Consider the following 23,695-nt stretch of genomic DNA (forward strand, 5'->3'; position numbering starts at 1 on the left):
TATATAGCGAATGAGGTGAACGATGAATAACCATTTTGGTAAAGGCTTAATGGCGGGATTAAAAGCAACGCATGCCGACAGTGCGGTTAATGTGACAAAATACTGTGCCGATTATAAACGCGGTTTTGTATTAGGCTACTCACACCGGATGTACGAAAAGACCGGAGATCGCCAGCTTAGCGCCTGGGAAGCGGGGATTCTGACGCGCCGCTATGGACTGGATAAAGAGATGGTAATGGATTTCTTTCGTGAGAATAATTCCTGTTCTACGTTGCGCTTTTTTATGGCCGGTTATCGCCTCGAAAATTGATCAAACATACGTATTATCTTGCTTTAATTAATTACACTAATGCTTATTCCCTTCGTTTTAGTGCCCTGCCGCAGTATCATGATATCGATAACCATAATAAATGTGTGGTAAATGGCGCATCGATCGCATTATTGATTTTGCGATTGAGGCAAAATATATGCCAGGTCTTCGCAACGGAATAACTATAAATGACTGGAGATAACACCCTCATCCATTCTCACGGCATTAACCGTCGTGATTTCATGAAGCTTTGTGCAGCATTAGCCGCCACCATGGGGTTAAGTAGCAAAGCCGCTGCAGAAATGGCCGAATCGGTTACTAACCCGCAGCGTCCGCCAGTTATCTGGATTGGCGCGCAGGAGTGCACCGGTTGTACGGAATCTCTGCTTCGTGCAACGCATCCAACTGTAGAAAACCTCGTGCTGGAGACTATCTCTCTGGAGTATCACGAAGTGCTTTCCGCCGCCTTCGGTCATCAGGTCGAAGAGAACAAACATAACGCTCTCGAGAAGTACAAAGGGCAGTATGTGTTAGTGGTGGATGGTTCCATCCCATTAAAAGATAATGGTATTTATTGCATGGTTGCCGGTGAGCCGATTGTGGATCACATCCGCAAAGCGGCGGAAGGCGCAGCAGCCATTATCGCTATCGGTTCCTGCTCTGCGTGGGGCGGTGTTGCCGCAGCTGGAGTTAACCCAACTGGCGCTGTCAGCCTGCAAGAAGTTCTGCCGGGCAAAACCGTTATCAACATTCCGGGCTGCCCACCGAACCCGCACAACTTCCTCGCGACCGTTGCGCACATCATCACTTACGGCAAACCGCCGAAACTGGATGACAAAAACCGTCCGACTTTCGCCTATGGCCGTCTGATTCACGAACACTGCGAACGCCGCCCGCACTTCGATGCTGGTCGTTTTGCCAAAGAGTTCGGTGATGAAGGCCACCGCGAAGGCTGGTGCCTGTACCACCTCGGCTGTAAAGGGCCAGAAACTTACGGCAACTGCTCAACGCTGCAATTCTGCGATGTTGGTGGTGTGTGGCCGGTGGCGATTGGTCACCCGTGCTATGGCTGTAACGAAGAAGGTATCGGCTTCCATAAAGGCATCCATCAGCTTGCCAACGTCGAAAACCAGACTCCGCGTTCGCAGAAACCGGATGTTAACGCTAAAGAGGGCGGCAACGTCTCTGCGGGCGCTATCGGTTTGCTCGGCGGTGTGGTTGGGCTGGTTGCCGGTGTCAGCGTGATGGCGGTGCGTGAACTGGGTCGTCAGCAAAAGAAAGATAACGCTGACTCACGGGGAGAATAACCGTGAACAGACGTAATTTTATTAAAGCAGCCTCCTGCGGGGCATTGCTGACGGGCGCGTTGCCGTCGGTCAGTCATGCGGCTGCTGAAAACCGCCCGCCAATTCCGGGATCGCTGGGTATGTTGTATGACTCGACGCTGTGCGTAGGCTGCCAGGCTTGCGTCACTAAGTGTCAGGATATCAACTTCCCTGAACGTAACCCACAAGGGGAACAGACCTGGTCGAACAACGACAAACTGTCGCCGTACACCAATAACATCATTCAGGTGTGGACCAGCGGCACGGGAGTCAACAAAGACCAGGAAGAGAACGGCTATGCGTACATTAAGAAACAGTGTATGCACTGCGTCGATCCGAACTGTGTCTCCGTGTGCCCGGTCTCCGCGCTGAAAAAAGATCCGAAAACCGGCATTGTCCATTACGACAAAGATGTGTGCACCGGCTGCCGTTACTGCATGGTCGCCTGCCCATACAACGTGCCGAAGTACGACTACAACAACCCGTTTGGTGCGCTGCATAAGTGTGAGCTTTGCAACCAGAAAGGTGTGGAACGTCTTGATAAAGGCGGTCTGCCTGGCTGCGTAGAAGTGTGCCCGGCGGGCGCGGTGATTTTTGGTACGCGTGAAGAGCTGATGGCGGAGGCGAAAAAACGTCTGGCGCTGAAGCCTGGCAGCGAATACCACTATCCACGTCAGACGCTGAAATCTGGCGACACTTACCTGCACACAGTGCCGAAATATTATCCGCATCTGTACGGCGAGAAAGAGGGCGGCGGTACTCAGGTACTGGTACTGACGGGTGTGCCTTATGAAAATCTCGACCTGCCGAAACTGGACGATCTTTCTACTGGTGCGCGTTCCGAACATGTTCAACACACCCTGTATAAAGGCATGATGCTACCACTGGCTGTGCTGGCGGGCTTAACCGTGCTGGTTCGTCGCAACACCAAAAACGACCATCACGACGGAGGAGACGATCATGAGTCATGATCCACAACCGCTGGGCGGCAAAATCATCAGTAAACCGGTCATGATTTTTGGACCGTTAATCGTCATCTGTATGCTCCTGATTGTGAAGCGTCTGGTGTTCGGTCTGGGCTCTGTCTCTGACCTGAACGGCGGCTTCCCGTGGGGCGTGTGGATCGCGTTTGACCTGTTGATCGGCACCGGCTTTGCCTGTGGCGGCTGGGCGCTGGCATGGGCGGTATACGTCTTTAATCGTGGGCAATACCATCCGCTGGTGCGTCCGGCACTGTTGGCAAGTCTGTTTGGTTACTCACTGGGTGGCTTGTCGATCACTATCGACGTTGGTCGCTACTGGAACCTGCCGTACTTCTACATTCCGGGTCACTTCAACGTGAACTCGGTACTGTTCGAGACGGCGGTCTGTATGACCATCTACATCGGCGTGATGGCACTGGAGTTTGCTCCGGCACTGTTTGAACGTCTGGGCTGGAAAGTGTCGCTCAAGCGTCTGAACAAGGTGATGTTCTTCATCATCGCGCTCGGCGCGCTGCTGCCAACTATGCACCAGTCTTCAATGGGGTCGCTGATGATCTCGGCGGGCTACAAGGTGCATCCACTGTGGCAAAGCTATGAAATGTTGCCGCTGTTCTCGCTGCTGACGGCGTTCATCATGGGCTTCTCGATTGTCATCTTTGAAGGTTCGCTGGTGCAGGCGGGTCTGCGTGGCAACGGTCCGGATGAAAAGAGCCTGTTCGTCAAACTGACCAACACCATCAGTGTGTTGCTGGCGATTTTCATCGTGTTGCGCTTTGGCGAGCTGATCTATCGCGACAAGCTGTCGTTAGCGTTTGCCGGTGACTTCTACTCCGTGATGTTCTGGATTGAAGTCCTGCTGATGCTCTTCCCGCTGGTTGTTCTGCGTGTGGCGAAGCTGCGTAATGATTCCCGCATGCTGTTCCTGTCAGCACTGAGCGCACTGTTAGGTTGTGCAACCTGGCGTCTGACCTATTCGCTGGTGGCATTCAACCCGGGCGGCGGTTACGCCTACTTCCCGACCTGGGAAGAACTGTTGATTTCTATTGGTTTTGTGGCTATTGAGATTTGCGCTTACATCGTACTCATTCGTCTACTGCCGATACTTCCTCCTTTAAAACAAAACGATCATAATCGTCATGAGGCGAGCAAAGCATGAGCCAGAGAATTACTATTGATCCGGTAACCCGAATTGAAGGGCATTTACGCATCGATTGCGAAATCGAAAATGGCGTCGTTTCGAAAGCATGGGCTTCCGGTACCATGTGGCGCGGCATGGAAGAGATCGTGAAAAACCGCGATCCGCGCGATGCATGGATGATTGTGCAACGTATCTGTGGCGTATGTACTACCACTCACGCGCTGTCTTCTGTCCGTGCGGCAGAGAGTGCGCTGAATATCGACGTTCCGGTTAACGCGCAATACATCCGTAACATCATTCTGGCTGCGCACACCACGCATGACCATATCGTTCATTTCTATCAGCTTTCGGCGCTGGACTGGGTGGACATTACTTCTGCACTGCAAGCTGACCCAACCAAAGCCTCGGAAATGCTGAAAGGCGTTTCGACCTGGCATCTGAACAGCCCGGAAGAGTTCACTAAAGTTCAGAACAAGATCAAAGATCTGGTTGCCAGCGGTCAGTTGGGTATTTTCGCTAATGGCTACTGGGGGCACCCGGCAATGAAACTGCCGCCGGAAGTGAACCTGATTGCGGTAGCGCACTACCTGCAAGCGCTGGAGTGCCAGCGTGACGCTAACCGCGTCGTGGCGCTGCTGGGCGGTAAAACGCCGCACATTCAGAACCTGGCGGTAGGTGGTGTCGCGAACCCAATCAACCTCGACGGTCTGGGCGTGCTGAACCTTGAGCGCCTGATGTATATCAAGTCTTTCATCGACAAACTGAGCGACTTTGTTGAGCAGGTTTACAAGGTTGATACCGCAGTTATCGCCGCGTTCTACCCGGAATGGCTGACGCGCGGTAAAGGTGCGGTGAACTACCTGAGCGTGCCGGAATTCCCGACCGACAGCAAAAATGGTAGCTTCCTGTTCCCGGGCGGCTACATTGAGAATGCGGATCTGTCCTCGTATCGTCCGATCACTTCCCATTCCGATGAATATCTGATCAAAGGGATTCAGGAAAGCGCGAAGCACTCCTGGTATAAAGACGAAGCGCCGCAGGCACCGTGGGAAGGCACCACTATTCCGGCTTATGATGGTTGGTCTGACGACGGTAAATATTCCTGGGTGAAATCACCGACTTTCTACGGCAAAACGGTAGAAGTGGGTCCGCTGGCTAACATGCTGGTGAAACTGGCGGCAGGTCGCGAATCTACCCAAAACAAACTGAATGAAATCGTTGCGATTTATCAGAAACTGACAGGCAACACGCTGGAAGTGGCGCAGCTGCACTCCACGCTGGGCCGTATTATTGGTCGTACCGTTCACTGCTGCGAATTGCAGGATATCCTGCAAAATCAATACAGTGCACTGATCACCAATATCGGCAAAGGCGATCACACCACCTTTGTGAAACCGAACATTCCGGCAACGGGTGAGTTCAAAGGTGTTGGCTTCCTTGAAGCACCGCGCGGTATGCTCTCTCACTGGATGGTGATCAAAGACGGTATTATCAGTAACTACCAGGCAGTTGTTCCATCAACCTGGAACTCTGGCCCGCGTAACTTCAATGACGACGTTGGTCCTTACGAACAGTCGCTGGTGGGCACGCCGGTTGCTGATCCGAATAAACCGCTGGAAGTGGTGCGTACCATTCACTCCTTCGACCCGTGCATGGCCTGTGCGGTACACGTAGTGGATGCCGACGGCAACGAAGTGGTTTCAGTGAAGGTTCTGTAATGCGTATTTTAGTCTTAGGGGTTGGCAATATTTTGCTGACCGATGAAGCCATCGGTGTGCGGATTGTCGAAGCGTTAGAGCAACGATACATTCTGCCGGATTATGTTGAGATCCTCGATGGCGGCACGGCGGGAATGGAGCTGCTTGGCGACATGGCAAATCGCGATCATCTGATTATCGCCGATGCCATTGTGTCGAAAAAGAACGCGCCGGGAACGATGATGATCCTGCGGGATGAAGAAGTTCCGGCGTTGTTTACCAACAAAATCTCTCCGCATCAGCTTGGCCTGGCCGACGTATTGTCGGCCCTGCGCTTCACCGGCGAGTTTCCGAAAAAGCTGACCCTGGTCGGCGTGATCCCGGAATCGCTGGAGCCGCACATCGGTTTGACACCAACGGTTGAAGCGATGATTGAACCTGCGCTTGAGCAGGTTCTGGCTGCGCTGCGCGAATCAGGCGTGGAAGCTATCCCACGGGAGGCGACTCATGACTGAAGAGATAGCAGGTTTCCAGACCTCCCCGAAGGCGCAAGTACAGGCAGCGTTTGAAGAAATTGCCCGGCGTTCGATGCACGATCTCTCTTTTCTGCATCCTTCAATGCCAGTGTATGTTTCTGACTTTACGCTGTTCGAAGGTCAGTGGACGGGGTGTGTAATCACCCCGTGGATGCTGAGTGCAGTTATCTTCCCCGGCCCGGATCAACTCTGGCCACTGCGCAAAGTCAGTGAAAAAATTGGTCTGCAACTGCCGTATGGCACCATGACCTTTACTGTTGGTGAACTGGACGGTGTTTCGCAATACCTCTCCTGCTCGCTGATGTCGCCGCTTTCGCATAGCATGTCGATTGAAGAGGGCCAACGGCTGACGGATGACTGCGCGCGGATGATCCTTTCGCTGCCGGTCACTAATCCGGATGTACCACACGCAGGGCGTCGTGCCCTGCTATTTGGCCGCAGGAGTGGCGAAAATGCATGAGTTGTCGCTTTGCCAGAGCGCCGTTGAAATTATCCAACGGCAGGCGGAGCAGCATGATGTTAAGCGCGTCACCGCCGTGTGGCTGGAAATTGGCGCGCTCTCCTGCGTTGAGGAGAGCGCCGTCCGTTTTAGTTTTGAAATTGTCTGCCACGGAACGGTGGCGCAAGGGTGCGATTTACATATCATCTATAAACCCGCCCAGGCCTGGTGCTGGGATTGTAGCCAGGTAGTGGAGATTCATCAGCACGATGCGCAATGCCCGCTCTGTCACGGTGAGCGGTTGCGCGTCGATACCGGCGATTCGCTAATCGTCAAAAGTATTGAAGTTGAATAACCGGAGTTAACAATGTGTATTGGCGTTCCAGGCCAGGTGCTGGCTGTCGGTGAAGATATTCACCAGCTTGCGCAGGTTGAAGTATGTGGTATCAAGCGCGACGTGAATATCGCCCTGATTTGTGAAGGTAATCCTGCCGATCTGCTGGGCCAGTGGGTGCTGGTGCACGTCGGATTTGCCATGAGCATCATCGACGAAGACGAAGCCAAAGCCACATTAGACGCACTGCGCCAAATGGATTACGACATTACCAGCGCGTGATGATTAGCTTTTGTAGGCCTGATAAGAGCGACAGCGTCGCATCAGGCATTGTGCACGATTGCCGGATGCGGCGTGAACGCCTTATCCGGCCTGGATGGCTTGCTGCGACGAACACCAACCCTTACCCCTGACGCTTATCTTCCGTATTCGTCTCGAAATCACTGGCGTCATGACGCTCATGCAACTGCTCATTCAGCGGTCCGTTGGTGCGGTTAACAATACGCCCACGCTTAACCGCCGGACGTTCGCCCACTTCTTTCGCCCAGCGTTGCACGTGTTTATAACTGCCCGCATCAAGAAACTCTGCGGCATCATACACACCACCTAACACCACGTTGCCAAACCACGGCCAGATCGCCATATCCGCAATGGTGTACTCATCGCCCGCAACAAACTTATGCTGCGCCAGTTGCTTATCCAGCACGTCGAGTAGGCGCTTGGCTTCCATGGTAAAGCGGTTGATGGCGTATTCAATTTTCACCGGCGCGTAATGGTAAAAGTGGCCAAAACCACCGCCGAGGAACGGCGCGGCACCCTGTAACCAGAACAGCCAGTTCATTGCTTCAGTACGTTTCGCCAGATCCTGCGGCAGGAAGTAGCCAAATTTCTCCGCCAGATAAAGCAGAATCGATCCAGACTCAAACACGCGGATCGGCGGAGTATGGGTATGATCGCGTAGCGCCGGGATCTTCGAGTTTGGGTTCACTTCGACAAAGCCGCTGGAGAATTGATCGCCATCGCCAATACGAATCAGCCAGGCGTCGTACTCTGCACCAGTAACGCCCAGCGCCAGCAGCTCTTCAAGCATAATTGTCACTTTCTGACCGTTTGGCGTGCCCAGAGAATAGAGCTGCAACGGGTGCTTGCCCACCGGCAGCGTTTTCTCATGCGTTGGACCAGAAACCGGGCGATTGATATTGGCGAACGCGCCGCCTGCGGATTTATCCCACGTCCAGACTTTCGCGGGCTGATAAGTATTGTCTGTCATAGTGAGTTGCCTTCTGAGTGGTAGTGTTGAAGCAGTGTAGCAGGTCACTTGCTGTACAGAATGTGAATTTTTTAACCCTTTGCGCCAGCCGCTGCGATGAGGTGTATGATTAGTCTGACCTCTGTCCGGTTAATGTCGCTGAGCAGGTAATCAGAGCACAACAATTACGCCAACTGCTTAGGTTGTATTGTTAAAGGTAAAGTGATGAGCAAAGGAACGACCAGCCAGGATGCCCCGTTCGGGACATTATTGGGCTACGCCCCAGGTGGGGTAGCAATCTACTCTTCAGATTACAGTTCTCTCGATCCGCAGGAATACGAAGATGACGCCGTATTCCGTAGCTATATCGACGACGAATATATGGGCCACAAATGGCAATGCGTTGAATTTGCTCGCCGTTTTCTCTTTCTGAATTACGGTGTGGTCTTCACTGACGTGGGTATGGCGTGGGAGATTTTCTCGCTGCGCTTCCTGCGTGAAGTGGTTAATGACAACATCCTGCCATTGCAGGCATTTCCTAACGGCTCGCCGCGTGCGCCGGTCGCGGGTGCGCTTCTTATCTGGGATAAAGGCGGTGAATTTAAAGACACTGGCCATGTCGCCATCATTACCCAATTGCATGGCAACAAAGTCCGTATTGCGGAACAGAACGTGATTCATTCCCCGTTACCGCAAGGGCAACAGTGGACACGCGAGCTGGAGATGGTGGTCGAAAACGGCTGCTATACCCTTAAAGACACGTTTGATGACACCACCATTCTGGGCTGGATGATCCAGACGGAAGATACCGACTACAGCTTACCGCAGCCGGAAATTGCAGGCGAGCTGCTGAAAATCAGCGGAGCGCGTCTGGAAAACAAAGGTCAGTTTGACGGTAAATGGCTGGATGAAAAAGATCCGCTACAAAATGCCTACGTGCAGGCCAACGGTCAGGTGATCAATCAGGATCCGTATCATTTTTACACCATTACCGAGAGTGCCGAACAGGAGCTGATTAAAGCCACCAACGAGCTGCACTTGATGTATCTTCACGCTACCGACAAGGTGCTGAAAGATGACAATCTGCTAGCGCTGTTCGACATTCCGAAAATCCTCTGGCCGCGTTTGCGCCTCTCCTGGCAGCGTCGTCGCCACCATATGATCACCGGTCGTATGGATTTCTGCATGGATGAGCGCGGCCTGAAAGTCTACGAATACAACGCCGATTCCGCTTCCTGTCATACCGAAGCGGGCTTGATCCTCGAACGTTGGGCAGAGCAGGGCTATAAAGGCAACGGCTTTAATCCGGCAGAAGGGCTGATTAACGAACTGGCTGGTGCCTGGAAACACAGTCGTGCACGTCCGTTTGTCCATATCATGCAGGACAAAGATATTGAGGAGAACTATCACGCACAGTTTATGGAGCAGGCGCTGCACCAGGCGGGCTTTGAAACACGTATCTTGCGCGGGCTGGATGAACTGGGCTGGGATGCTGCCGGGCAACTGATTGATGGGGAAGGGCGACTGGTTAACTGTGTGTGGAAAACCTGGGCGTGGGAAACCGCGTTTGATCAGATTCGTGAAGTTAGCGACCGTGAGTTTGCTGCGGTGCCGATCCGTACCGGTCATCCGCAAAATGAAGTACGTCTTATCGACGTATTGCTACGTCCGGAAGTGCTGGTCTTTGAGCCGCTGTGGACGGTGATCCCCGGCAACAAAGCGATTCTGCCGATCCTCTGGTCACTGTTCCCGCACCATCGTTACCTGCTGGATACCGATTTCTCCGTGAATGATGAACTGGTGAAAACCGGTTACGCCGTGAAGCCGATTGCCGGTCGCTGTGGCAGCAATATCGACCTTGTCAGCCATCATGAAGAGGTGCTGGACAAAACCAGCGGTAAATTTGCCGAGCAGAAAAACATTTACCAGCAACTGTGGTGCTTGCCGAAAGTGGACGGTAAATACATCCAGGTATGTACTTTCACCGTTGGCGGCAACTACGGCGGTACTTGCTTGCGCGGTGATGAATCACTGGTCATCAAAAAAGAGAGTGATATTGAACCGTTAATTGTCGTGAAAGAGTAATAGATGTTGTAGCAGCCCCGTACTGATTATGAAGAATAATCAGTACGGGGAATAATTAAAATATTCAATATTTATATATTTCAATGTCTATTCATTTTATATGTGAATATATTAACCAGCAGAATACCTGTGTTCTAATTATTTTTAAATATTTTGAATGAATGCTTATTGTTTGATACCCAAGAAATAACTCTCTTTTTATCGTTAAAAGATGATATTTCACTTTGCCCGCGCCGTGAAAGTCACTGATAATGCGTTCGTTCGTAAATTCAAAATGGCGTAATCTAATATATGCTAAATTTATTTGTTGGCCTTGATATATACACAGGGCTTTTGTTATTACTTGCTCTGGCATTTGTGTTGTTCTACGAAGCAATCAATGGTTTTCATGACACGGCGAATGCGGTGGCAACCGTTATTTATACTCGTGCCATGCAGCCACAGCTTGCCGTGGTGATGGCGGCATTTTTTAACTTTTTTGGCGTATTGCTGGGCGGACTTAGCGTTGCCTATGCCATTGTCCATATGTTGCCAACCGATTTGTTGCTGAATATGGGGTCAACTCACGGCCTGGCGATGGTCTTTTCTATGCTGCTGGCGGCGATTATCTGGAACCTGGGAACGTGGTTCTTTGGTTTACCGGCCTCCAGTTCGCATACCTTGATTGGTGCGATTATCGGCATCGGTTTAACCAACGCGCTGTTAACCGGCTCATCGGTGATGGATGCGTTAAACCTGCGTGAAGTGACCAAAATTTTCTCCTCGCTGATTGTTTCCCCTATCGTCGGCTTGGTCATTGCGGGAGGCCTGATATTCCTGCTGCGCCGCTACTGGAGCGGGACGAAAAAGCGTGACCGTATTCACCGCATTCCGGAAGATCGCAAAAAGAAAAAAGGCAAACGTAAGCCACCATTCTGGACGCGTATTGCGCTGATTGTTTCCGCTGCGGGCGTGGCGTTTTCGCACGGCGCGAACGACGGGCAGAAAGGGATCGGCCTGGTGATGCTGGTACTGGTGGGGATTGCTCCTGCTGGTTTCGTCGTCAATATGAATGCGTCCGGCTATGAAATTACCCGTACCCGCGATGCCGTCACCAACTTTGAACACTATCTGCAACAGCATCCTGAACTGCCGCAGAAGTTGATTGCGATGGAACCTCCATTGCCTGCGGCATCGACTGATGGCACGCAAGTAACGGAGTTTCATTGTCATCCGGCAAATACCTTTGATGCGATTGCGCGCGTTAAAACGATGTTGCCAGGTAATATGGAAAGCTACGAGCCGTTAAGCGTGAGTCAGCGCAGCCAGCTGCGCCGCATTATGCTGTGCATCTCTGATACCTCTGCGAAGCTGGCGAAACTGCCAGGCGTCAGTAAAGAAGATCAGAACCTGCTGAAAAAACTGCGCAGCGATATGTTAAGCACCATTGAGTACGCTCCGGTGTGGATCATCATGGCGGTAGCACTGGCGCTCGGCATTGGCACCATGATTGGCTGGCGTCGTGTAGCGATGACCATCGGTGAGAAGATTGGTAAGCGCGGCATGACGTATGCGCAAGGCATGGCGGCACAAATGACGGCGGCAGTGTCTATCGGCCTTGCCAGTTATATTGGGATGCCCGTCTCCACAACGCACGTCCTCTCGTCTGCGGTAGCAGGGACGATGGTGGTGGACGGCGGTGGGTTACAGCGTAAAACGGTAACCAGCATCCTGATGGCGTGGGTGTTTACTTTACCGGCGGCGATTTTTCTGTCTGGTGGGTTGTACTGGATAGCATTGCAGTTGATTTAACCTTCCTGAAAATGCCCGGTCCTGACGATCGGGCATTTCCATTTTTGACTAGTGATAACCACACGCGGTCATAAAATCCGTAATCGCTTTTTCTGCATCAACCAGCACCTTTTCCAGTGGCTGATTGGCGTCGATATCAACCAGTTGTGCACCACCAAAGGTTAACTGTGGCGTTATGGCAATCTTTCTCGCCAGCGATTCCCGTTTATGGTCGGGTTTACGCGCACAGGCAACTTCAAGGTCAACATTGAGTTTGATAACCAGATCAGGCTTATGGCTCGCCATCCAGTGAAATGCTTTACGTTCCTGGCTTGCCAGCCATGAGACAAACCGGCCGCCTTCAACGTTAGGTGGGAACACCGTACCATCGTAAGCGCCAGGAATTTGGTCCTGAGGATAACGATCGGTTAAGACAATCAGCCCGCGACGACGACAGGCGAGCATATGACGAAAGCGTAACAGTCGGCGGGCGACGAAAGCGGTGATCACCAGGGCCGGAACCGGACCCGGCAATTTTTTTGCCGTTTTCACTTCATTTTTTTCAATAGTCTTGTGCAGAGACTTTCCCATCAACGGTAATTTTGTCACTGCACGACCGACATTTCCGGCCTGTTTTCCTAAATGAACTCTTTCGGCAGCACCATATTTTTCGACAACGGTAATAAGATGTTCACACACCGTTGACTTGCCTGAACCATCGCTACCAATAACGGCAATTAATGGAGGTGTTATTGACTGCATGAATATATCCTTAAATTTAAATATCCATCCAAAATATTTATTTGGTTAATATGTTTTTATGAAAGCGTAATTCAGGTCAATGTCACAATTAACCATTGTCACAATAAGGTTGAACGGATATTCTGAGCACGGACCACGTAATATTCAATACATTATTTGCTGCCGGGTTTTTCGTGAATCAACGTAATATGTCAATAATTAATTCCACGCCAGTGCGTGTTATTGCCATTGTAGGATGTGATGGTTCAGGTAAATCGACCCTCACGGCAAGCCTGGTAAATGAACTGGCAGCAACAATGCCAACAGAACACATTTATCTCGGGCAATCGTCCGGGCGAATTGGCGAATGGATTTCACAGCTCCCTGTTATTGGCGCACCTTTTGGGCGTTATCTGCGAAGTAAAGCGGCACATGTGCACGAAAAGCCCTCCACACCGCCTGGCAATATTACTGCGCTGGTTATCTATCTGCTTTCCTGCTGGCGGGCGTATAAGTTTCGCAAAATGTTGTGTAAAAGCCAGCAAGGCTATCTGCTCATCACCGACCGCTACCCGCAGGTTGAAGTGCCGGGTTTTCGCTTTGATGGCCCGCAACTGGCAAAAAACACGGGCGGTAACGGCTGGATAAAAATGTTAAGACAGCGCGAGCTCAAACTTTACCAATGGATGGCGTCTTATTTGCCCGTATTGTTGATTCGTCTTGGCATTGATGAACAAACCGCGTTTGCGCGTAAACCTGACCACCAACTGGCGGCGTTACAGGAAAAAATCGCTGTTACGCCGCAACTGACATTCAATGGTGCAAAGATCCTTGAACTGGATGGTCGGCAACCCGCCGATGAAATTCTGCAAGCGTCACTACGCGCAATTCACGCCGCGCTTTCCTGATCACCAAATGGATAGGGGATGATTTAACGAATGGATGCACTACAAACACAAACTGTTAATAGTACAACCGCGCCGCAGCCCAACTACATTCCGGGGCTGATTGCGGTGGTCGGGTGTGATGGCACCGGTAAATCCACACTGACCACTGACCTGGTGAAATCGCTGCAACAACACTGGCAAACCGAGCGCCGCTATCTGGGGCTGCTCTCCGGCGAAGACGGCGACAAAATCAAACGGTTGCCGCTCGTTGGCGTCTGGCTGGAACGGCGACTGGCGGCCAAATCCTCGAAAACCCAAAGCATGAAAACCAAATCTCCGGCGCTATGGGCGGCGGTGATTATGTACTGCTTCTCGCTGCGAAGAATGGCGAATCTACGCAAGGTTCAGCGACTGGCGCAAAGTGGCGTTCTGGTGGTCAGCGATCGCTTCCCGCAGGCTGAAATTTCGGGCTTTTATTATGACGGACCGGGGATTGGCATCGAGCGTGCGACCGGGAAAATCAGCATGTTTCTGGCCCAGCGCGAACGGCGCTTATACCAAAAAATGGCGCAATACCGTCCTGAATTAATTATTCGTTTGGGGATTGATATTGATACTGCCATCTCCCGCAAGCCTGACCATGACTATGCCGAGCTGCAGGACAAAATCGGTGTCATGTCGACGATTGGCTATAACGGCACAAAAATTCTTGAGATTGATTCCAGAGCGCCCTACAGCGAAGTGCTGGAACAGGCACAGAAGGCGGTTTCTCTGGTTGCAATCGTTTCTGACCGCCGAAGTTTAACTTAAGGTTGGCGGGATACTTTTTATTATCAACGATAAGGTCAGGCTGAATTGGCGGGGTTTAACATCAAACATTGGTTTGCAGATGGCGCGTTTCGCACCATTATTCGCAATAGCGCCTGGTTAGGCTCCAGTAATGTCGTGAGCGCTTTGCTGGGTCTGTTGGCGCTCTCGTGTGCCGGTAAAGGGATGACGCCCGCCATGTTTGGCGTACTGGTGATTGTGCAATCGTACGCCAAGTCGATCAGCGATTTTATTAAGTTTCAGACATGGCAGCTGGTGGTTCAGTACGGAACGCCAGCCTTGACCAATAATAATCCGCAGCAATTTCGCAATGTCGTCTCATTTTCCTTCTCGTTGGATATCGTCAGCGGCGCGGTGGCGATTGTCGGCGGCATTGCCTTACTCCCTTTTCTTTCCCATTCATTAGGTCTGGATGACCAAAGCTTTTGGCTGGCAGCGCTGTATTGCACGCTCATTCCTTCAATGGCTTCCTCCACACCGACCGGCATTCTGCGTGCGGTAGATCGCTTCGATTTGATTGCTGTACAGCAGGCGACGAAACCTTTTCTGCGCGCAGCGGGGAGCGTCGTAGCCTGGTATTTTGATTTTGGTTTTGCGGGTTTTGTTATTGCCTGGTACGCATCGAATCTGGTTGGCGGCACCATGTACTGGTGGTTTGCCGCGCGCGAATTACGCCGCAGAAATATCCATAACGCCTTCAAATTGAATCTGTTTGAGTCTGCCCGACACATTAAAGGCGCGTGGAGTTTTGTCTGGTCAACCAACATTGCCCACTCCATCTGGTCGGCACGTAACTCGTGCAGCACAGTGTTGGTGGGGATCGTGTTAGGACCCGCTGCCGCCGGGTTATTTAAAATCGCCATGACATTCTTCGATGCCGCCGGAACGCCAGCGGGTTTACTGGGCAAAAGTTTTTACCCAGAGGTGATGCGTTTAGATCCGCGTACCACCAGACCGTGGTTGTTAGGCGTGAAGTCCGGTTTACTGGCGGGCGGAATCGGTATTCTGGTGGCGCTCGCGGTGTTGATCGTCGGCAAGCCGCTCATTTCGCTGGTGTTTGGCGTTAAGTATCTCGAAGCGTATGACCTGATTCAGGTGATGCTTGGCGCAATTGTGATTTCGATGCTGGGCTTCCCACAGGAGTCATTGCTATTGATGGCGGGAAAACAGCGCGCTTTTCTCGTGGCGCAAACCATCGCCTCAATCGGCTACATCGTATTGCTGTTCATGTTCTGTCATCTGTTTGGCGTGCTGGGGGCTGCATTTGCTTACTTCGGTGGGCAATGTCTGGATGTGGTGCTCTCGTTAATTCCAACCTTAAAGGCATTTTTTCAGCGTCATTCCTTGCTTTATAACGCAGCCGGAGAGAAATCCTGATGATGAGAAAATATTTCCCGCTTGAGGCGAGCGAGCGTCTATTTATTGCAGTTGAAGAAGATGATGTCGTTGATGCGCAGGTCAGTTTACCGCCGACTATCGCAACAGGTTGTACCACCGAAATCATTCATGATAATTACGCGTTATGCCTGCAATTCTGGCTGAATGGCGTTGATCGTCAGGAATTACTGCGTTTAATCCACAAACAAGCCAAAGGCGAGGGGCTTACGGCTGACGAGCGTAAACAGTTTAAATATATGCGGGCGCGTTATAAGCATCTACGTTTTGCCCAACGGTTGTATTTAAAAAAGCATCAGGCCGGATTTTTATTTGGCAAAACGACCGTTTTTCTTGGACGTTTTCAGGACGGCTTTCGTAACGGTAAGAAAAATATTGTGTCGTTTTACGGCAACCTTTTACGGATTTATTTAAGCTCTCCGGTCTGGTTGTTGGTGAACTATTCATTACGCCATAGCCAGTTAGAAAGCGTAAGCGGTTTTATTGCCTATCGGCAAAAGCAAATGCACCTCCTGAAAGAGATTATTGCCAAACCACGGCTAACTGGCAGGGAATTTCATGATGTACGAAAAATAATCAGCCAGCAGGTTTCTTATTACGACACCCTAAGATCGCTTGATCCTGAAAATAAAGAAGCGTTACAGATTTCCCGCTTCCTCGCCGCCATTAATGGCCTGATGGGGGATAAACACGACGACATGGTGGCGGATGATATGGAAAACCGCCAGTCGTATGATGCACCGATGGCGCTGGATAGCGATATTCGTCAGCGCTTAGAACTGCTGATTTCGCGTTTTCCGCTATAACCGGAGCAATGATGTCATCTCGTTTGATTATTGCGCTGATTATCATGCTCTTAGCCCCGGGTGTGCAGGCGCACAATTTCGTCACTGGTAAAACGGTTACCCCTGTTTATATCCAGGAAGGCGGCGAGCTGCTTCTGAATAGCGACGACGAAATTCACTACCAAAAGTGGAACAGCACACAGCTGGCGGGAAAAGTCCGCATTATTCAGTATATCGCCGGGCGTAAGTCGGCGAAGAAAAAGAACTCACTGTTAATTAAAGCGGTTGAAGCGGCAAACTTTCCGCAGGATCGTTTTCAGCCCACCACCATTGTGAACACCGATGATGCCATCTTTGGTACTGGCTATTTTGTCGTTGGCAAAATCGAAAAAAATAAACGCCGCTATCCGTGGGCGCAATTCGTTATTGACGGCAATGGACAGGGACGCGTTGTCTGGCGGTTGCCGGAGCAGAGTTCAACCATTCTGGTGCTGAATAAAGCCGGGCAAATTCAGTGGGCAAAGGACGGCAGCCTGACGCCGGAAGAGGTAGATCATGTCATTGCGCTGGCGCAGAAGCTGATCAATGAATAAAAAACTCAAAGGATTGAGGGCGTTAGTGAGATGAAGCTGGTTGAACACTACATCATGCGTGGTACGCGCCGTCTGGTGCTGATTATCGTCGGTTTTCTGATCTTTATTTTCGCCAGCTACTCCGCACAGCGTTATCTGACCGAAGCGGCAAATGGGACATTAGCTCTTGATGTTGTGCTGGATATTGTTTTCTACAAGGTGCTGATTGCACTGGAGATGTTGTTACCTGTTGGACTGTATGTGTCAGTTGGCGTGACGCTAGGGCAGATGTATACCGACTCGGAAATTACCGCTATTTCTGCGGCGGGGGGGAGTCCGGGACGCTTGTACAAAGCCGTTCTTTATCTGGCGATACCGCTAAGTATTTTTGTCACCCTTCTGTCGATGTATGGTCGTCCGTGGGCTTATGCGCAGATTTATCAACTGGAGCAACAGTCGCAGTCGGAGCTGGATGTTCGCCAGTTGCGGGCAAAGAAATTTAACACTAACGATAACGGACGAATGATCCTTTCGCAGACGGTTGATCAGGATAATAATCGCCTGACTGACGTGCTGATTTATACTTCTACTGCCAATCGAACCCGTATTTTCCGCGCCCGTTCGGTTGATGTAGTTGACCCATCACCCGAGAAACCGACCGTTATGTTGCATAACGGGACCGCCTATCTTCTCGATCATCAGGGGCGTGACGACAACGAACAGATCTACCGTAATCTGCAATTGCATCTGAATCCGCTGGATCAAAGCCCTAACGTCAAACGCAAAGCAAAATCGGTCACGGAGCTGGCGCGCTCCGCCTTTCCTGCCGATCATGCCGAACTGCAATGGCGACAAAGCCGTGGCCTGACAGCATTGTTGATGGCGCTGCTGGCCATTTCATTAAGTCGGGTAAAACCGCGGCAAGGGCGATTTTCAACGTTATTGCCACTGACGTTGCTGTTTGTTGCCATTTTTTATGGCGGCGACGTCTGCCGTACGCTGGTGGCTAACGGCGCGATTCCCCTCATTCCTGGTTTGTGGTTAGTACCCGGACTCATGCTAATGGGCCTGCTGATGCTGGTCGCACGCGACTTCTCTTTGCTGCAGAAATTTTCCCGATGAATGTTTTCAGTCGCTATTTAATTCGTCATCTCTTTCTCGGTTTTGCCGCCGCCGCAGGGCTATTGCTGCCGCTCTTTACCACCTTCAACCTGATTAACGAACTGGATGATGTCAGCCCGGGTGGTTATCGCTGGACTCAGGCGGTGCTGGTGGTGCTGATGACCTTACCGCGCACACTGGTCGAACTTTCGCCGTTTATCGCCTTATTGGGAGGGATTGTCGGCCTGGGGCAGTTATCGAAAAACAGTGAGCTTACCGCCATTCGCAGCACGGGGTTTTCTATCTTCCGTATTGCACTGGTGGCGCTGGTTGCCGGGATATTGTGGACTGTTTCATTAGGCACGATAGATGAGTGGGTGGCGTCGCCATTGCAGCAACAGGCGCTGCAAATCAAATCGACTGCCACTGCGTTGGGGGAGGACGATGACATTACCGGCAATATGCTGTGGGCCAGGCGTGGTAATGAATTTGTGACGGTGAAATCGCTGAACGAGCAGGGCCAGCCGGTGGGCGTGGAGATATTTCATTACCGCGACGATCTCTCGCTCGAATCCTACATTTATGCACGCAGTGCCACCATTGAAGACGACAAAACGTGGATCCTGCATGGTGTGAATCATAAAAAATGGCTGAATGGCAAAGAAACGCTGGAAACATCTGATAATCTTGCCTGGCAATCGGCCTTCACCAGTATGAATCTTGAAGAGTTATCGATGCCGGGAAATACTTTTTCTGTCCGTCAACTTAATCATTACATCCATTATTTGCAGGAAACCGGGCAACCCAGCAGCGAATACCGCCTTGCACTGTGGGAAAAACTGGGACAACCCATCTTGACCCTGGCGATGATTTTGCTGGCTGTGCCGTTTACCTTTAGTGCCCCGCGTTCGCCTGGGATGGGTAGCCGTCTCGCTGTAGGCGTCATCGTGGGCTTACTCACCTGGATCAGCTATCAAATCATGGTCAATCTGGGATTGCTATTTGCGTTGAGCGCACCTGTTACCGCGCTCGGTTTACCGATAGCGTTTATGCTGGTGGCGTTGAGCCTGGTGTATTGGTATGACAGTCAACATTAAACCCGCCGTGGCGCAGCACCACAGCGGGCTCACATTACTGCTTCAGAGTAGCAAATGCCTGAATGATGGCATCGATTTGCTCACGAGTGTGGGCAGCGTTTACGCTACAGCGCAGCAGCGTGATGCCCGCAGGCGCGGCAGGTGGCAGGATAAGATTCACATAAACGCCCAGCGAAATAAGCTCGCGCCAGATGCGTAAACCTTCCTCTTTCGAACCGATTATTACTGGCACTACCGGGCTAATATGTGAACTTAACTCGTAATCCAGTTTTTGCAGACCGTCATACAGATGGTTGGCGTTATCCATCAGCTTTTGCCGCAACTCTGGTTGTGAGGCAATGGTTCTTAACGACGAGCGCACGGTCGCAATGCAGGACGGAGAAGGAGAGGCGGTAAAAATATACGGGCGGCTGCCGTAGCGCAGCACTTCCATCGCTTCCGAACCGACAGCAAAACCGCCAATCGATGCCAGACTTTTACTGAAGGTACCAACGATAATATCCACATCATCTTCAACGCCGACGGCTTCAGCCAGTCCGCGCCCTGTTGCACCTAATACGCCAAACGAATGCGCTTCATCGACAATCAAATAACCACCAAGACGACGTTTGATATCAACAATTTCCGCCAGCGGTGCAACGTCACCGAGCATACTGTAGATGCCCTCAACGATGATAATCGCCTCTTTTGCTCGTTCACCGAGGCGAACCATGCGCCGTTCCAGATCTTTAGCATCGTTATGGCGGAAACGAATAATTTCCGCTCCACCGAGAGAACAGGCGTCATAAATACTGGCGTGGCTATCGGCATCCAGTAACACCACGGCGTTATGGTCGGCAAGTGCGCTGATGACACCTAAATTAGCGGTATAACCGGTTGAAAAAACGATAGCGGTAGGGCGCTTGAAAAACTCGGCAATTTCTTTCTCTAACGCCAGATGTGGCGCATAGCTGCCATTAGCCATACGAGAACCGGTAGTGCCGGTGCCTTGTGCCGCTAATGCTGCCTGACCTTCGGTGATGGCATCATGATTGAAAGTTAAACCGAGATAATTATTAGTCCCGGCCAGAATCACTTTTTTATTGCCGATACGGCCTTCAGTGGCGGAGTACACTTCATCAATACAGGTACCAAACGGCGTTAATCCGTTGTCACTAAATTGCAGTCGCTCGCCAGCAAGGCGCGCATATTTATCGTATAGCCCCATTATTTATTCTCCAGCCATGGAAGTAGAGTTTCCATTAATTGCGCAGGGGTTTTGACATCCAGCAGAATATTAATAGGAATGGAAATATCGAATCTGTCTTCCAGCATCATTAAGAGATCCATCACTTTGATCGACTCCAGGCCAAGATCGTTGACGAGATCGCTGTCGGGCTTAATTTCCACACCGTTTTCGACCAAATCCTGTAAACAGGAAAGGATGTAATCCATTACTATTTCACGATTTACCATAGAAACGTTAACACACCTTTAAACAAGACAATCAAAATAGCCCGTTGCGTAATGCGTGTTCCAGGCTAATCCCGGGAAACCAATTAATATCTTCAGAAATACGGTTATTACTTGCTGACCAGTCGGCGTGGGTTAATTCACGGATTTTCGAGCGGGTCAGCATAGGTTCTTTACCTGCCAGGCGACTCAACGCGGTACTGATATCCGCAAGGCAGGTGAGTACCGACAGAGGAATACCAACCATTCGAACGGAACCGCAACGGGCGTCGGCGGCAAGTTGCTGTACGCGTTGCCAGTCATAGCCGCTGGCGACGCCATCGCATAATTCATAGGTTTGCGTCTGTACAGTTTCGGCGCTTAACCACTGCCCCACGGCTTGCGCGAAATCGGTGACGTGCAGGAAAGAGAGCTGTGTATCTGGCGCACCAAGTCGTGGCAGCAGGCCGCGCAGCATCCAGTCAAACAGCGGTTTTAACTCTTTATCGCCGGGACCATACACGGCTGTCGGGCGAAAAATGCCCAGCGTAATTTCGTCAGCCATTGCGGTCAGTCGTTGTTCGGCGACGTGTTTGGAATTTGCGTACCAGGAGAGTTCGGGATGGCGCGCCGCCAGCGAAGAGATAAACAGAAAACGTTGGCAAAAGCCGCTCTCTTTTGCCGCTTGCATCAGGCGCAGGCTGCCGTCAACGTTACAGCGGGTAAAAATCTCTTCTTTGTGTCCGCGCACTTGCCCGGCGCAATGGACCACCGCGCTGGCTCCGGCAACCAGTTCGCTAAGCGAATGTGTATCTTCCAGCGAACCGCGCACCCAGATGAGATTATCATTGACGTGAGCGCGGGCAGTACGCGTCAATGCGCGAACGTGAAAGCCGCGGGCGAGCAGGTTATCGATAATATATTTACCGATAAACCCGGTAGCGCCCGTCACCGCGACAGTTTGATTCATGCCATGGATTCCTGCACATGAAGGCTTGCAGCATAACGTTTTTTCGCTTCCGCACGGGCAGGCTTGCCGGAGGACGTTCGGGGAATACTGTGGGGCGGCAACAGATCGATAGCCGCTGTTACGCCAAATTCGCTTTGGATCCGTGCTGCCAGTGCGTGGATAAGCTGCCCACGACGTTCTTCGTCGCTGATCCTACACTGGATCTGCAAAATGATTTTTTCCTGGGCGGTAACAAAAGCAATCGCATCGCCAGAATGAATTTCCGGTTCCTGTTCCGCAATATATTCAATATCCTGCGGCCAGATATTACGGCCACGAATAATAATCAGATCTTTAATGCGCCCGGTGACATACAGATAACCGTCCAGCAGATAACCGAGGTCGCCGGTATCTAACCAGCCCGTCGCGGCAATCTCGTTTTGCGAAACCTGGTCGCCAAAGTAACCGCTCATCAGGCTGGGGCCGGAGATGCAAATATGGCCTACCACACGTTCCGCGACCGGCATACCTGCTTCATTGCGGATTTCAATGCCATGTTCCGGCAACGCTTTACCGCAGTTGACGAAAGTCGATACGGCGCGTGTTTCAGCACCCGGCGCGACGGCTTTGCCCTGATATTCAAGGATGTCGCGATCCACTTCGTTAACCACAACCCCGGAGGCTTCATCAGAGAAGCTGACAGCCAGCGCATTTTCTGCCAGTCCGTAGCACGGCATGAAAGTTTTATCGTCAAAGTTAACCTGACGGAAACATTCAGCGAATTGATGGAGTTGTTCTGCGGAGATCGGCTCAGCACCAATACCAGCAACGCGCCAGCAGGAAAGATCCAGTTCAGCGAGATCTTTTTCATTCACGCGGCGCTGGCACAATTCATAGCCAAACGGCGGCGCAACGGAAACGGTGCCGCGATTTTTACTGATCAATTTAAGCCATTGCAGAGGACGCATGGCAAAATCCTGAGTGCGCAAATAATCTACTGAGAGCTGCGTGGCGACGGGGGTCAGGAGAAAGCCGACCAGTCCCATATCATGGTAGAAAGGCAGCCAGGAGACGCAGCGGTCGCCAGGGCGTAATTTAATGCCATCGTGGCTTATAGCACGTAGATTAGCCATCACTTCGCGATGGGTGATAATGACGCCACGGGGAAAACGGGTGCTGCCGGAGGTGTACTGGAGGTAGGCGATATCGTTCGGAACTGGACGCTGGAGTACAACATCGGCTTCCGGTAATGCCTTAAACCAGGTGTGGCTTAAAACATGTAATTCGGGGTTGTTATGCGTAGCAGCATTGACCAGTGGCAACCACTCATCACCAGTGATAATGGCTGCGGGCTGGCAACTTGCCAGTAAACCCTGCAGTTTGGCGCTCCAGGAATCCCGCTGACCGACGCCCATTGGAATTGCCAACGGGACGGCGACTAAGCCGGCATACTGGCAGGCAAAAAAAGCCTCTACAAACCCGCTACTCGTTTCGGCAATCAGCGCCACGCGATCGCCTTTTTTCAGATTCAGTGATAACAACCGCTTCGCACCAGCTTCGGCACGCGCTTTTAACGTCTGATATTCCAGTTGATCTTCAAGTTGGCAACGTCTGTCATAAAAATTCATTCCGGCGCTACTCAGAGCGGCGTAGTCCAAAGCATCAACCAGCGTTGGAAAATCGGCATAGCGCATAGGTAGGGAATGCGTAAAGATGTTATTAGACATATACACCACGAAAAAAATTGGATATCAGAAATAAAATGACAATAATGCGGTGGATTATATAGGCATAAAAGATAAATGAGATAGTATTTTCATCGGTGCGATATTGAACATTGATTTAAATAATAGGTTTGGCTTTGTTGTTTTTATTGTGAATGATATTTAATTTATGAATATATTAAGAAGAAGCCTTGTTTGGTTGCCTTAAATCGACAAAAGGCATTGAGGCGCTTCTGTGTAGTCTCTGACCTTATCTTAATTATTAATAAATACTATTTATTCTTTGTTTGTATTCTTTGGGTTGATTATTAAGATGCCG

General features: G+C 51.2%; 24 protein-coding genes. 18 read left to right on the forward strand and 6 right to left on the reverse strand.

Features of this window, described 5'->3' with window-relative positions:
• The first annotated feature begins 22 nt into the window (after window positions 1-22).
• From yghW to hybG, 9 genes are all read left to right on the forward strand, one after another.
• Window positions 23-310 carry a DUF2623 family protein YghW gene (gene yghW, locus AABJ99_RS03890; RefSeq protein WP_001059139.1) on the forward strand — a complete coding sequence of 96 codons (288 nt, stop codon included), beginning with the start codon at window positions 23-25 and terminating at the stop codon, window positions 308-310.
• A gap of 188 nt (window positions 311-498) precedes the next feature.
• Window positions 499-1,617 carry a hydrogenase 2 small subunit gene (gene hybO / locus AABJ99_RS03895; protein WP_000145410.1) on the forward strand — a complete coding sequence of 373 codons (1,119 nt, stop codon included), beginning with the start codon at window positions 499-501 and terminating at the stop codon, window positions 1,615-1,617.
• A 2-nt stretch (window positions 1,618-1,619) separates the two neighbouring features.
• The gene (hybA, locus tag AABJ99_RS03900) at window positions 1,620-2,606 is read left to right on the forward strand and encodes a hydrogenase 2 operon protein HybA (protein ID WP_001081868.1); all 987 of its coding nucleotides are present in this window, start codon (window positions 1,620-1,622) and stop codon (window positions 2,604-2,606) included.
• Window positions 2,596-3,774, forward strand: coding sequence for a Ni/Fe-hydrogenase cytochrome b subunit (hybB, locus tag AABJ99_RS03905; protein WP_000017694.1), 1,179 nt, complete (start codon window positions 2,596-2,598; stop codon window positions 3,772-3,774). The genes hybA and hybB overlap by 11 nt, the downstream gene beginning before the upstream one ends.
• Entirely contained in the window at window positions 3,771-5,474 is a 1,704-nt protein-coding gene (hybC, locus tag AABJ99_RS03910; RefSeq protein ID WP_000083065.1) for a hydrogenase 2 large subunit, read from the forward strand. Before hybB ends, hybC begins: the two co-directional genes overlap by 4 nt.
• Window positions 5,474-5,968, forward strand: coding sequence for a HyaD/HybD family hydrogenase maturation endopeptidase (gene hybD / locus AABJ99_RS03915; RefSeq protein ID WP_001221940.1), 495 nt, complete (start codon window positions 5,474-5,476; stop codon window positions 5,966-5,968). Before hybC ends, hybD begins: the two co-directional genes overlap by 1 nt.
• Window positions 5,961-6,449 carry a hydrogenase-2 assembly chaperone gene (hybE, locus tag AABJ99_RS03920; RefSeq protein ID WP_000134014.1) on the forward strand — a complete coding sequence of 163 codons (489 nt, stop codon included), beginning with the start codon at window positions 5,961-5,963 and terminating at the stop codon, window positions 6,447-6,449. Before hybD ends, hybE begins: the two co-directional genes overlap by 8 nt.
• Window positions 6,442-6,783 carry a hydrogenase maturation nickel metallochaperone HypA gene (hypA, locus tag AABJ99_RS03925; protein ID WP_000544949.1) on the forward strand — a complete coding sequence of 114 codons (342 nt, stop codon included), beginning with the start codon at window positions 6,442-6,444 and terminating at the stop codon, window positions 6,781-6,783. Before hybE ends, hypA begins: the two co-directional genes overlap by 8 nt.
• 12 nt (window positions 6,784-6,795) lie before the next feature.
• The gene (gene hybG / locus AABJ99_RS03930; RefSeq protein WP_000334896.1) at window positions 6,796-7,044 is read left to right on the forward strand and encodes a hydrogenase maturation factor HybG; all 249 of its coding nucleotides are present in this window, start codon (window positions 6,796-6,798) and stop codon (window positions 7,042-7,044) included.
• Window positions 7,045-7,165: 121 nt separating this feature from the next.
• On the opposite strand, the gene yghU is transcribed toward hybG, so the two are convergent.
• The gene (gene yghU / locus AABJ99_RS03940) at window positions 7,166-8,032 is read right to left on the reverse strand and encodes a glutathione-dependent disulfide-bond oxidoreductase (RefSeq protein ID WP_001352936.1); all 867 of its coding nucleotides are present in this window, start codon (window positions 8,030-8,032) and stop codon (window positions 7,166-7,168) included.
• A 204-nt stretch (window positions 8,033-8,236) separates the two neighbouring features.
• Here yghU and gss point away from each other — a divergent pair, with 204 nt between their 5' ends.
• Together gss and pitB are read left to right on the forward strand one after the other, a co-directional pair.
• Window positions 8,237-10,096, forward strand: a complete 1,860-nt coding sequence (gss, locus tag AABJ99_RS03945) for a bifunctional glutathionylspermidine amidase/synthase (RefSeq protein ID WP_039021388.1) — start codon at window positions 8,237-8,239, stop codon at window positions 10,094-10,096.
• A 291-nt stretch (window positions 10,097-10,387) separates the two neighbouring features.
• A complete protein-coding gene (gene pitB, locus AABJ99_RS03950; RefSeq protein WP_000933296.1) occupies window positions 10,388-11,887 on the forward strand; it encodes an inorganic phosphate transporter PitB in 1,500 nt (499 codons plus the stop codon).
• Between the two features lie 48 nt (window positions 11,888-11,935).
• Here pitB and yghT read toward each other — a convergent pair whose 3' ends face one another.
• A complete protein-coding gene (gene yghT, locus AABJ99_RS03955) occupies window positions 11,936-12,628 on the reverse strand; it encodes a dTMP kinase (protein ID WP_001190762.1) in 693 nt (230 codons plus the stop codon).
• Window positions 12,629-12,801: 173 nt separating this feature from the next.
• Between yghT and yghS the strand changes: the two genes are divergently transcribed.
• Genes yghS through lptG form a run of 7 tightly spaced genes read left to right on the forward strand, consistent with a single transcriptional unit; the run spans window position 12,802 to window position 19,272 of the window.
• A complete protein-coding gene (gene yghS / locus AABJ99_RS03960; RefSeq protein ID WP_001076266.1) occupies window positions 12,802-13,515 on the forward strand; it encodes a dTMP kinase in 714 nt (237 codons plus the stop codon).
• A gap of 30 nt (window positions 13,516-13,545) precedes the next feature.
• Window positions 13,546-14,304: a hypothetical protein gene (locus AABJ99_RS03965; RefSeq protein WP_000339524.1), complete on the forward strand. Its 759-nt coding sequence runs from the start codon at window positions 13,546-13,548 to the stop codon at window positions 14,302-14,304.
• Between the two features lie 45 nt (window positions 14,305-14,349).
• On the forward strand, window positions 14,350-15,699 hold the full coding sequence (locus AABJ99_RS03970; protein WP_000896872.1) for a lipopolysaccharide biosynthesis protein: 1,350 nt from the start codon (window positions 14,350-14,352) through the stop codon (window positions 15,697-15,699).
• Window positions 15,699-16,523: a hypothetical protein gene (locus tag AABJ99_RS03975; RefSeq protein ID WP_000984956.1), complete on the forward strand. Its 825-nt coding sequence runs from the start codon at window positions 15,699-15,701 to the stop codon at window positions 16,521-16,523. The genes AABJ99_RS03970 and AABJ99_RS03975 overlap by 1 nt, the downstream gene beginning before the upstream one ends.
• Before the next feature lie 11 nt (window positions 16,524-16,534).
• Window positions 16,535-17,095, forward strand: coding sequence for a YtfJ family protein (locus AABJ99_RS03980; RefSeq protein WP_001354968.1), 561 nt, complete (start codon window positions 16,535-16,537; stop codon window positions 17,093-17,095).
• A 30-nt stretch (window positions 17,096-17,125) separates the two neighbouring features.
• Complete coding sequence (gene lptF, locus AABJ99_RS03985) at window positions 17,126-18,196, forward strand: LPS export ABC transporter permease LptF (protein ID WP_000779656.1); 1,071 nt, start codon at window positions 17,126-17,128, stop codon at window positions 18,194-18,196.
• Window positions 18,193-19,272 carry an LPS export ABC transporter permease LptG gene (gene lptG, locus AABJ99_RS03990; RefSeq protein WP_039021389.1) on the forward strand — a complete coding sequence of 360 codons (1,080 nt, stop codon included), beginning with the start codon at window positions 18,193-18,195 and terminating at the stop codon, window positions 19,270-19,272. The genes lptF and lptG overlap by 4 nt, the downstream gene beginning before the upstream one ends.
• 34 nt (window positions 19,273-19,306) lie before the next feature.
• On the opposite strand, the gene spt is transcribed toward lptG, so the two are convergent.
• From spt to AABJ99_RS04010, 4 genes are read right to left on the reverse strand one after another with little or no spacing between them, the layout of a single operon-like run.
• Window positions 19,307-20,479, reverse strand: coding sequence for a serine palmitoyltransferase (spt, locus tag AABJ99_RS03995; RefSeq protein WP_039021390.1), 1,173 nt, complete (start codon window positions 20,477-20,479; stop codon window positions 19,307-19,309).
• Window positions 20,479-20,727, reverse strand: a complete 249-nt coding sequence (locus AABJ99_RS04000; RefSeq protein ID WP_000248097.1) for an acyl carrier protein — start codon at window positions 20,725-20,727, stop codon at window positions 20,479-20,481. Before AABJ99_RS04000 ends, spt begins: the two co-directional genes overlap by 1 nt.
• 31 nt (window positions 20,728-20,758) lie before the next feature.
• The gene (locus tag AABJ99_RS04005) at window positions 20,759-21,673 is read right to left on the reverse strand and encodes an NAD-dependent epimerase/dehydratase family protein (protein ID WP_039021391.1); all 915 of its coding nucleotides are present in this window, start codon (window positions 21,671-21,673) and stop codon (window positions 20,759-20,761) included.
• Window positions 21,670-23,379 (reverse strand): fatty acyl-AMP ligase, encoded by a 1,710-nt coding sequence (locus AABJ99_RS04010; RefSeq protein ID WP_338387496.1) that lies wholly within the window; start codon window positions 23,377-23,379, stop codon window positions 21,670-21,672. The genes AABJ99_RS04005 and AABJ99_RS04010 overlap by 4 nt, the downstream gene beginning before the upstream one ends.
• Window positions 23,380-23,695 lie beyond the last annotated feature (316 nt).

This window comes from Escherichia coli (assembly GCF_036503815.1).
Classification (GTDB): Bacteria; Pseudomonadota; Gammaproteobacteria; order Enterobacterales; family Enterobacteriaceae; genus Escherichia; species Escherichia coli_F.

Bases quoted from the DNA above. Each gene is read 5' to 3' on its own strand.
- hybO (WP_000145410.1), top strand. From the start codon at position 499: ATGACTGGAGATAACACCCTCATCCATTCTCACGGCATTAACCGTCGT.
- hybB (WP_000017694.1), top strand. From the start codon at position 2,596: ATGAGTCATGATCCACAACCGCTGGGCGGCAAAATCATCAGTAAACCG.
- hybG (WP_000334896.1), top strand. From the start codon at position 6,796: ATGTGTATTGGCGTTCCAGGCCAGGTGCTGGCTGTCGGTGAAGATATT.
- yghW (WP_001059139.1), top strand. From the start codon at position 23: ATGAATAACCATTTTGGTAAAGGCTTAATGGCGGGATTAAAAGCAACG.
- lptG (WP_039021389.1), top strand. From the start codon at position 18,193: ATGAATGTTTTCAGTCGCTATTTAATTCGTCATCTCTTTCTCGGTTTT.
- AABJ99_RS04000 (WP_000248097.1), bottom strand. From the start codon at position 20,727: ATGGTAAATCGTGAAATAGTAATGGATTACATCCTTTCCTGTTTACAG.
- AABJ99_RS04005 (WP_039021391.1), bottom strand. From the start codon at position 21,673: ATGAATCAAACTGTCGCGGTGACGGGCGCTACCGGGTTTATCGGTAAA.
- hybD (WP_001221940.1), top strand. From the start codon at position 5,474: ATGCGTATTTTAGTCTTAGGGGTTGGCAATATTTTGCTGACCGATGAA.
- AABJ99_RS03980 (WP_001354968.1), top strand. From the start codon at position 16,535: ATGTCATCTCGTTTGATTATTGCGCTGATTATCATGCTCTTAGCCCCG.
- spt (WP_039021390.1), bottom strand. From the start codon at position 20,479: ATGGGGCTATACGATAAATATGCGCGCCTTGCTGGCGAGCGACTGCAA.
- AABJ99_RS03975 (WP_000984956.1), top strand. From the start codon at position 15,699: ATGATGAGAAAATATTTCCCGCTTGAGGCGAGCGAGCGTCTATTTATT.
- AABJ99_RS04010 (WP_338387496.1), bottom strand. From the start codon at position 23,379: ATGTCTAATAACATCTTTACGCATTCCCTACCTATGCGCTATGCCGAT.
- yghT (WP_001190762.1), bottom strand. From the start codon at position 12,628: ATGCAGTCAATAACACCTCCATTAATTGCCGTTATTGGTAGCGATGGT.
- lptF (WP_000779656.1), top strand. From the start codon at position 17,126: ATGAAGCTGGTTGAACACTACATCATGCGTGGTACGCGCCGTCTGGTG.
- gss (WP_039021388.1), top strand. From the start codon at position 8,237: ATGAGCAAAGGAACGACCAGCCAGGATGCCCCGTTCGGGACATTATTG.
- AABJ99_RS03965 (WP_000339524.1), top strand. From the start codon at position 13,546: ATGGATGCACTACAAACACAAACTGTTAATAGTACAACCGCGCCGCAG.
- yghU (WP_001352936.1), bottom strand. From the start codon at position 8,032: ATGACAGACAATACTTATCAGCCCGCGAAAGTCTGGACGTGGGATAAA.
- hybE (WP_000134014.1), top strand. From the start codon at position 5,961: ATGACTGAAGAGATAGCAGGTTTCCAGACCTCCCCGAAGGCGCAAGTA.
- hybC (WP_000083065.1), top strand. From the start codon at position 3,771: ATGAGCCAGAGAATTACTATTGATCCGGTAACCCGAATTGAAGGGCAT.
- pitB (WP_000933296.1), top strand. From the start codon at position 10,388: ATGCTAAATTTATTTGTTGGCCTTGATATATACACAGGGCTTTTGTTA.
- hypA (WP_000544949.1), top strand. From the start codon at position 6,442: ATGCATGAGTTGTCGCTTTGCCAGAGCGCCGTTGAAATTATCCAACGG.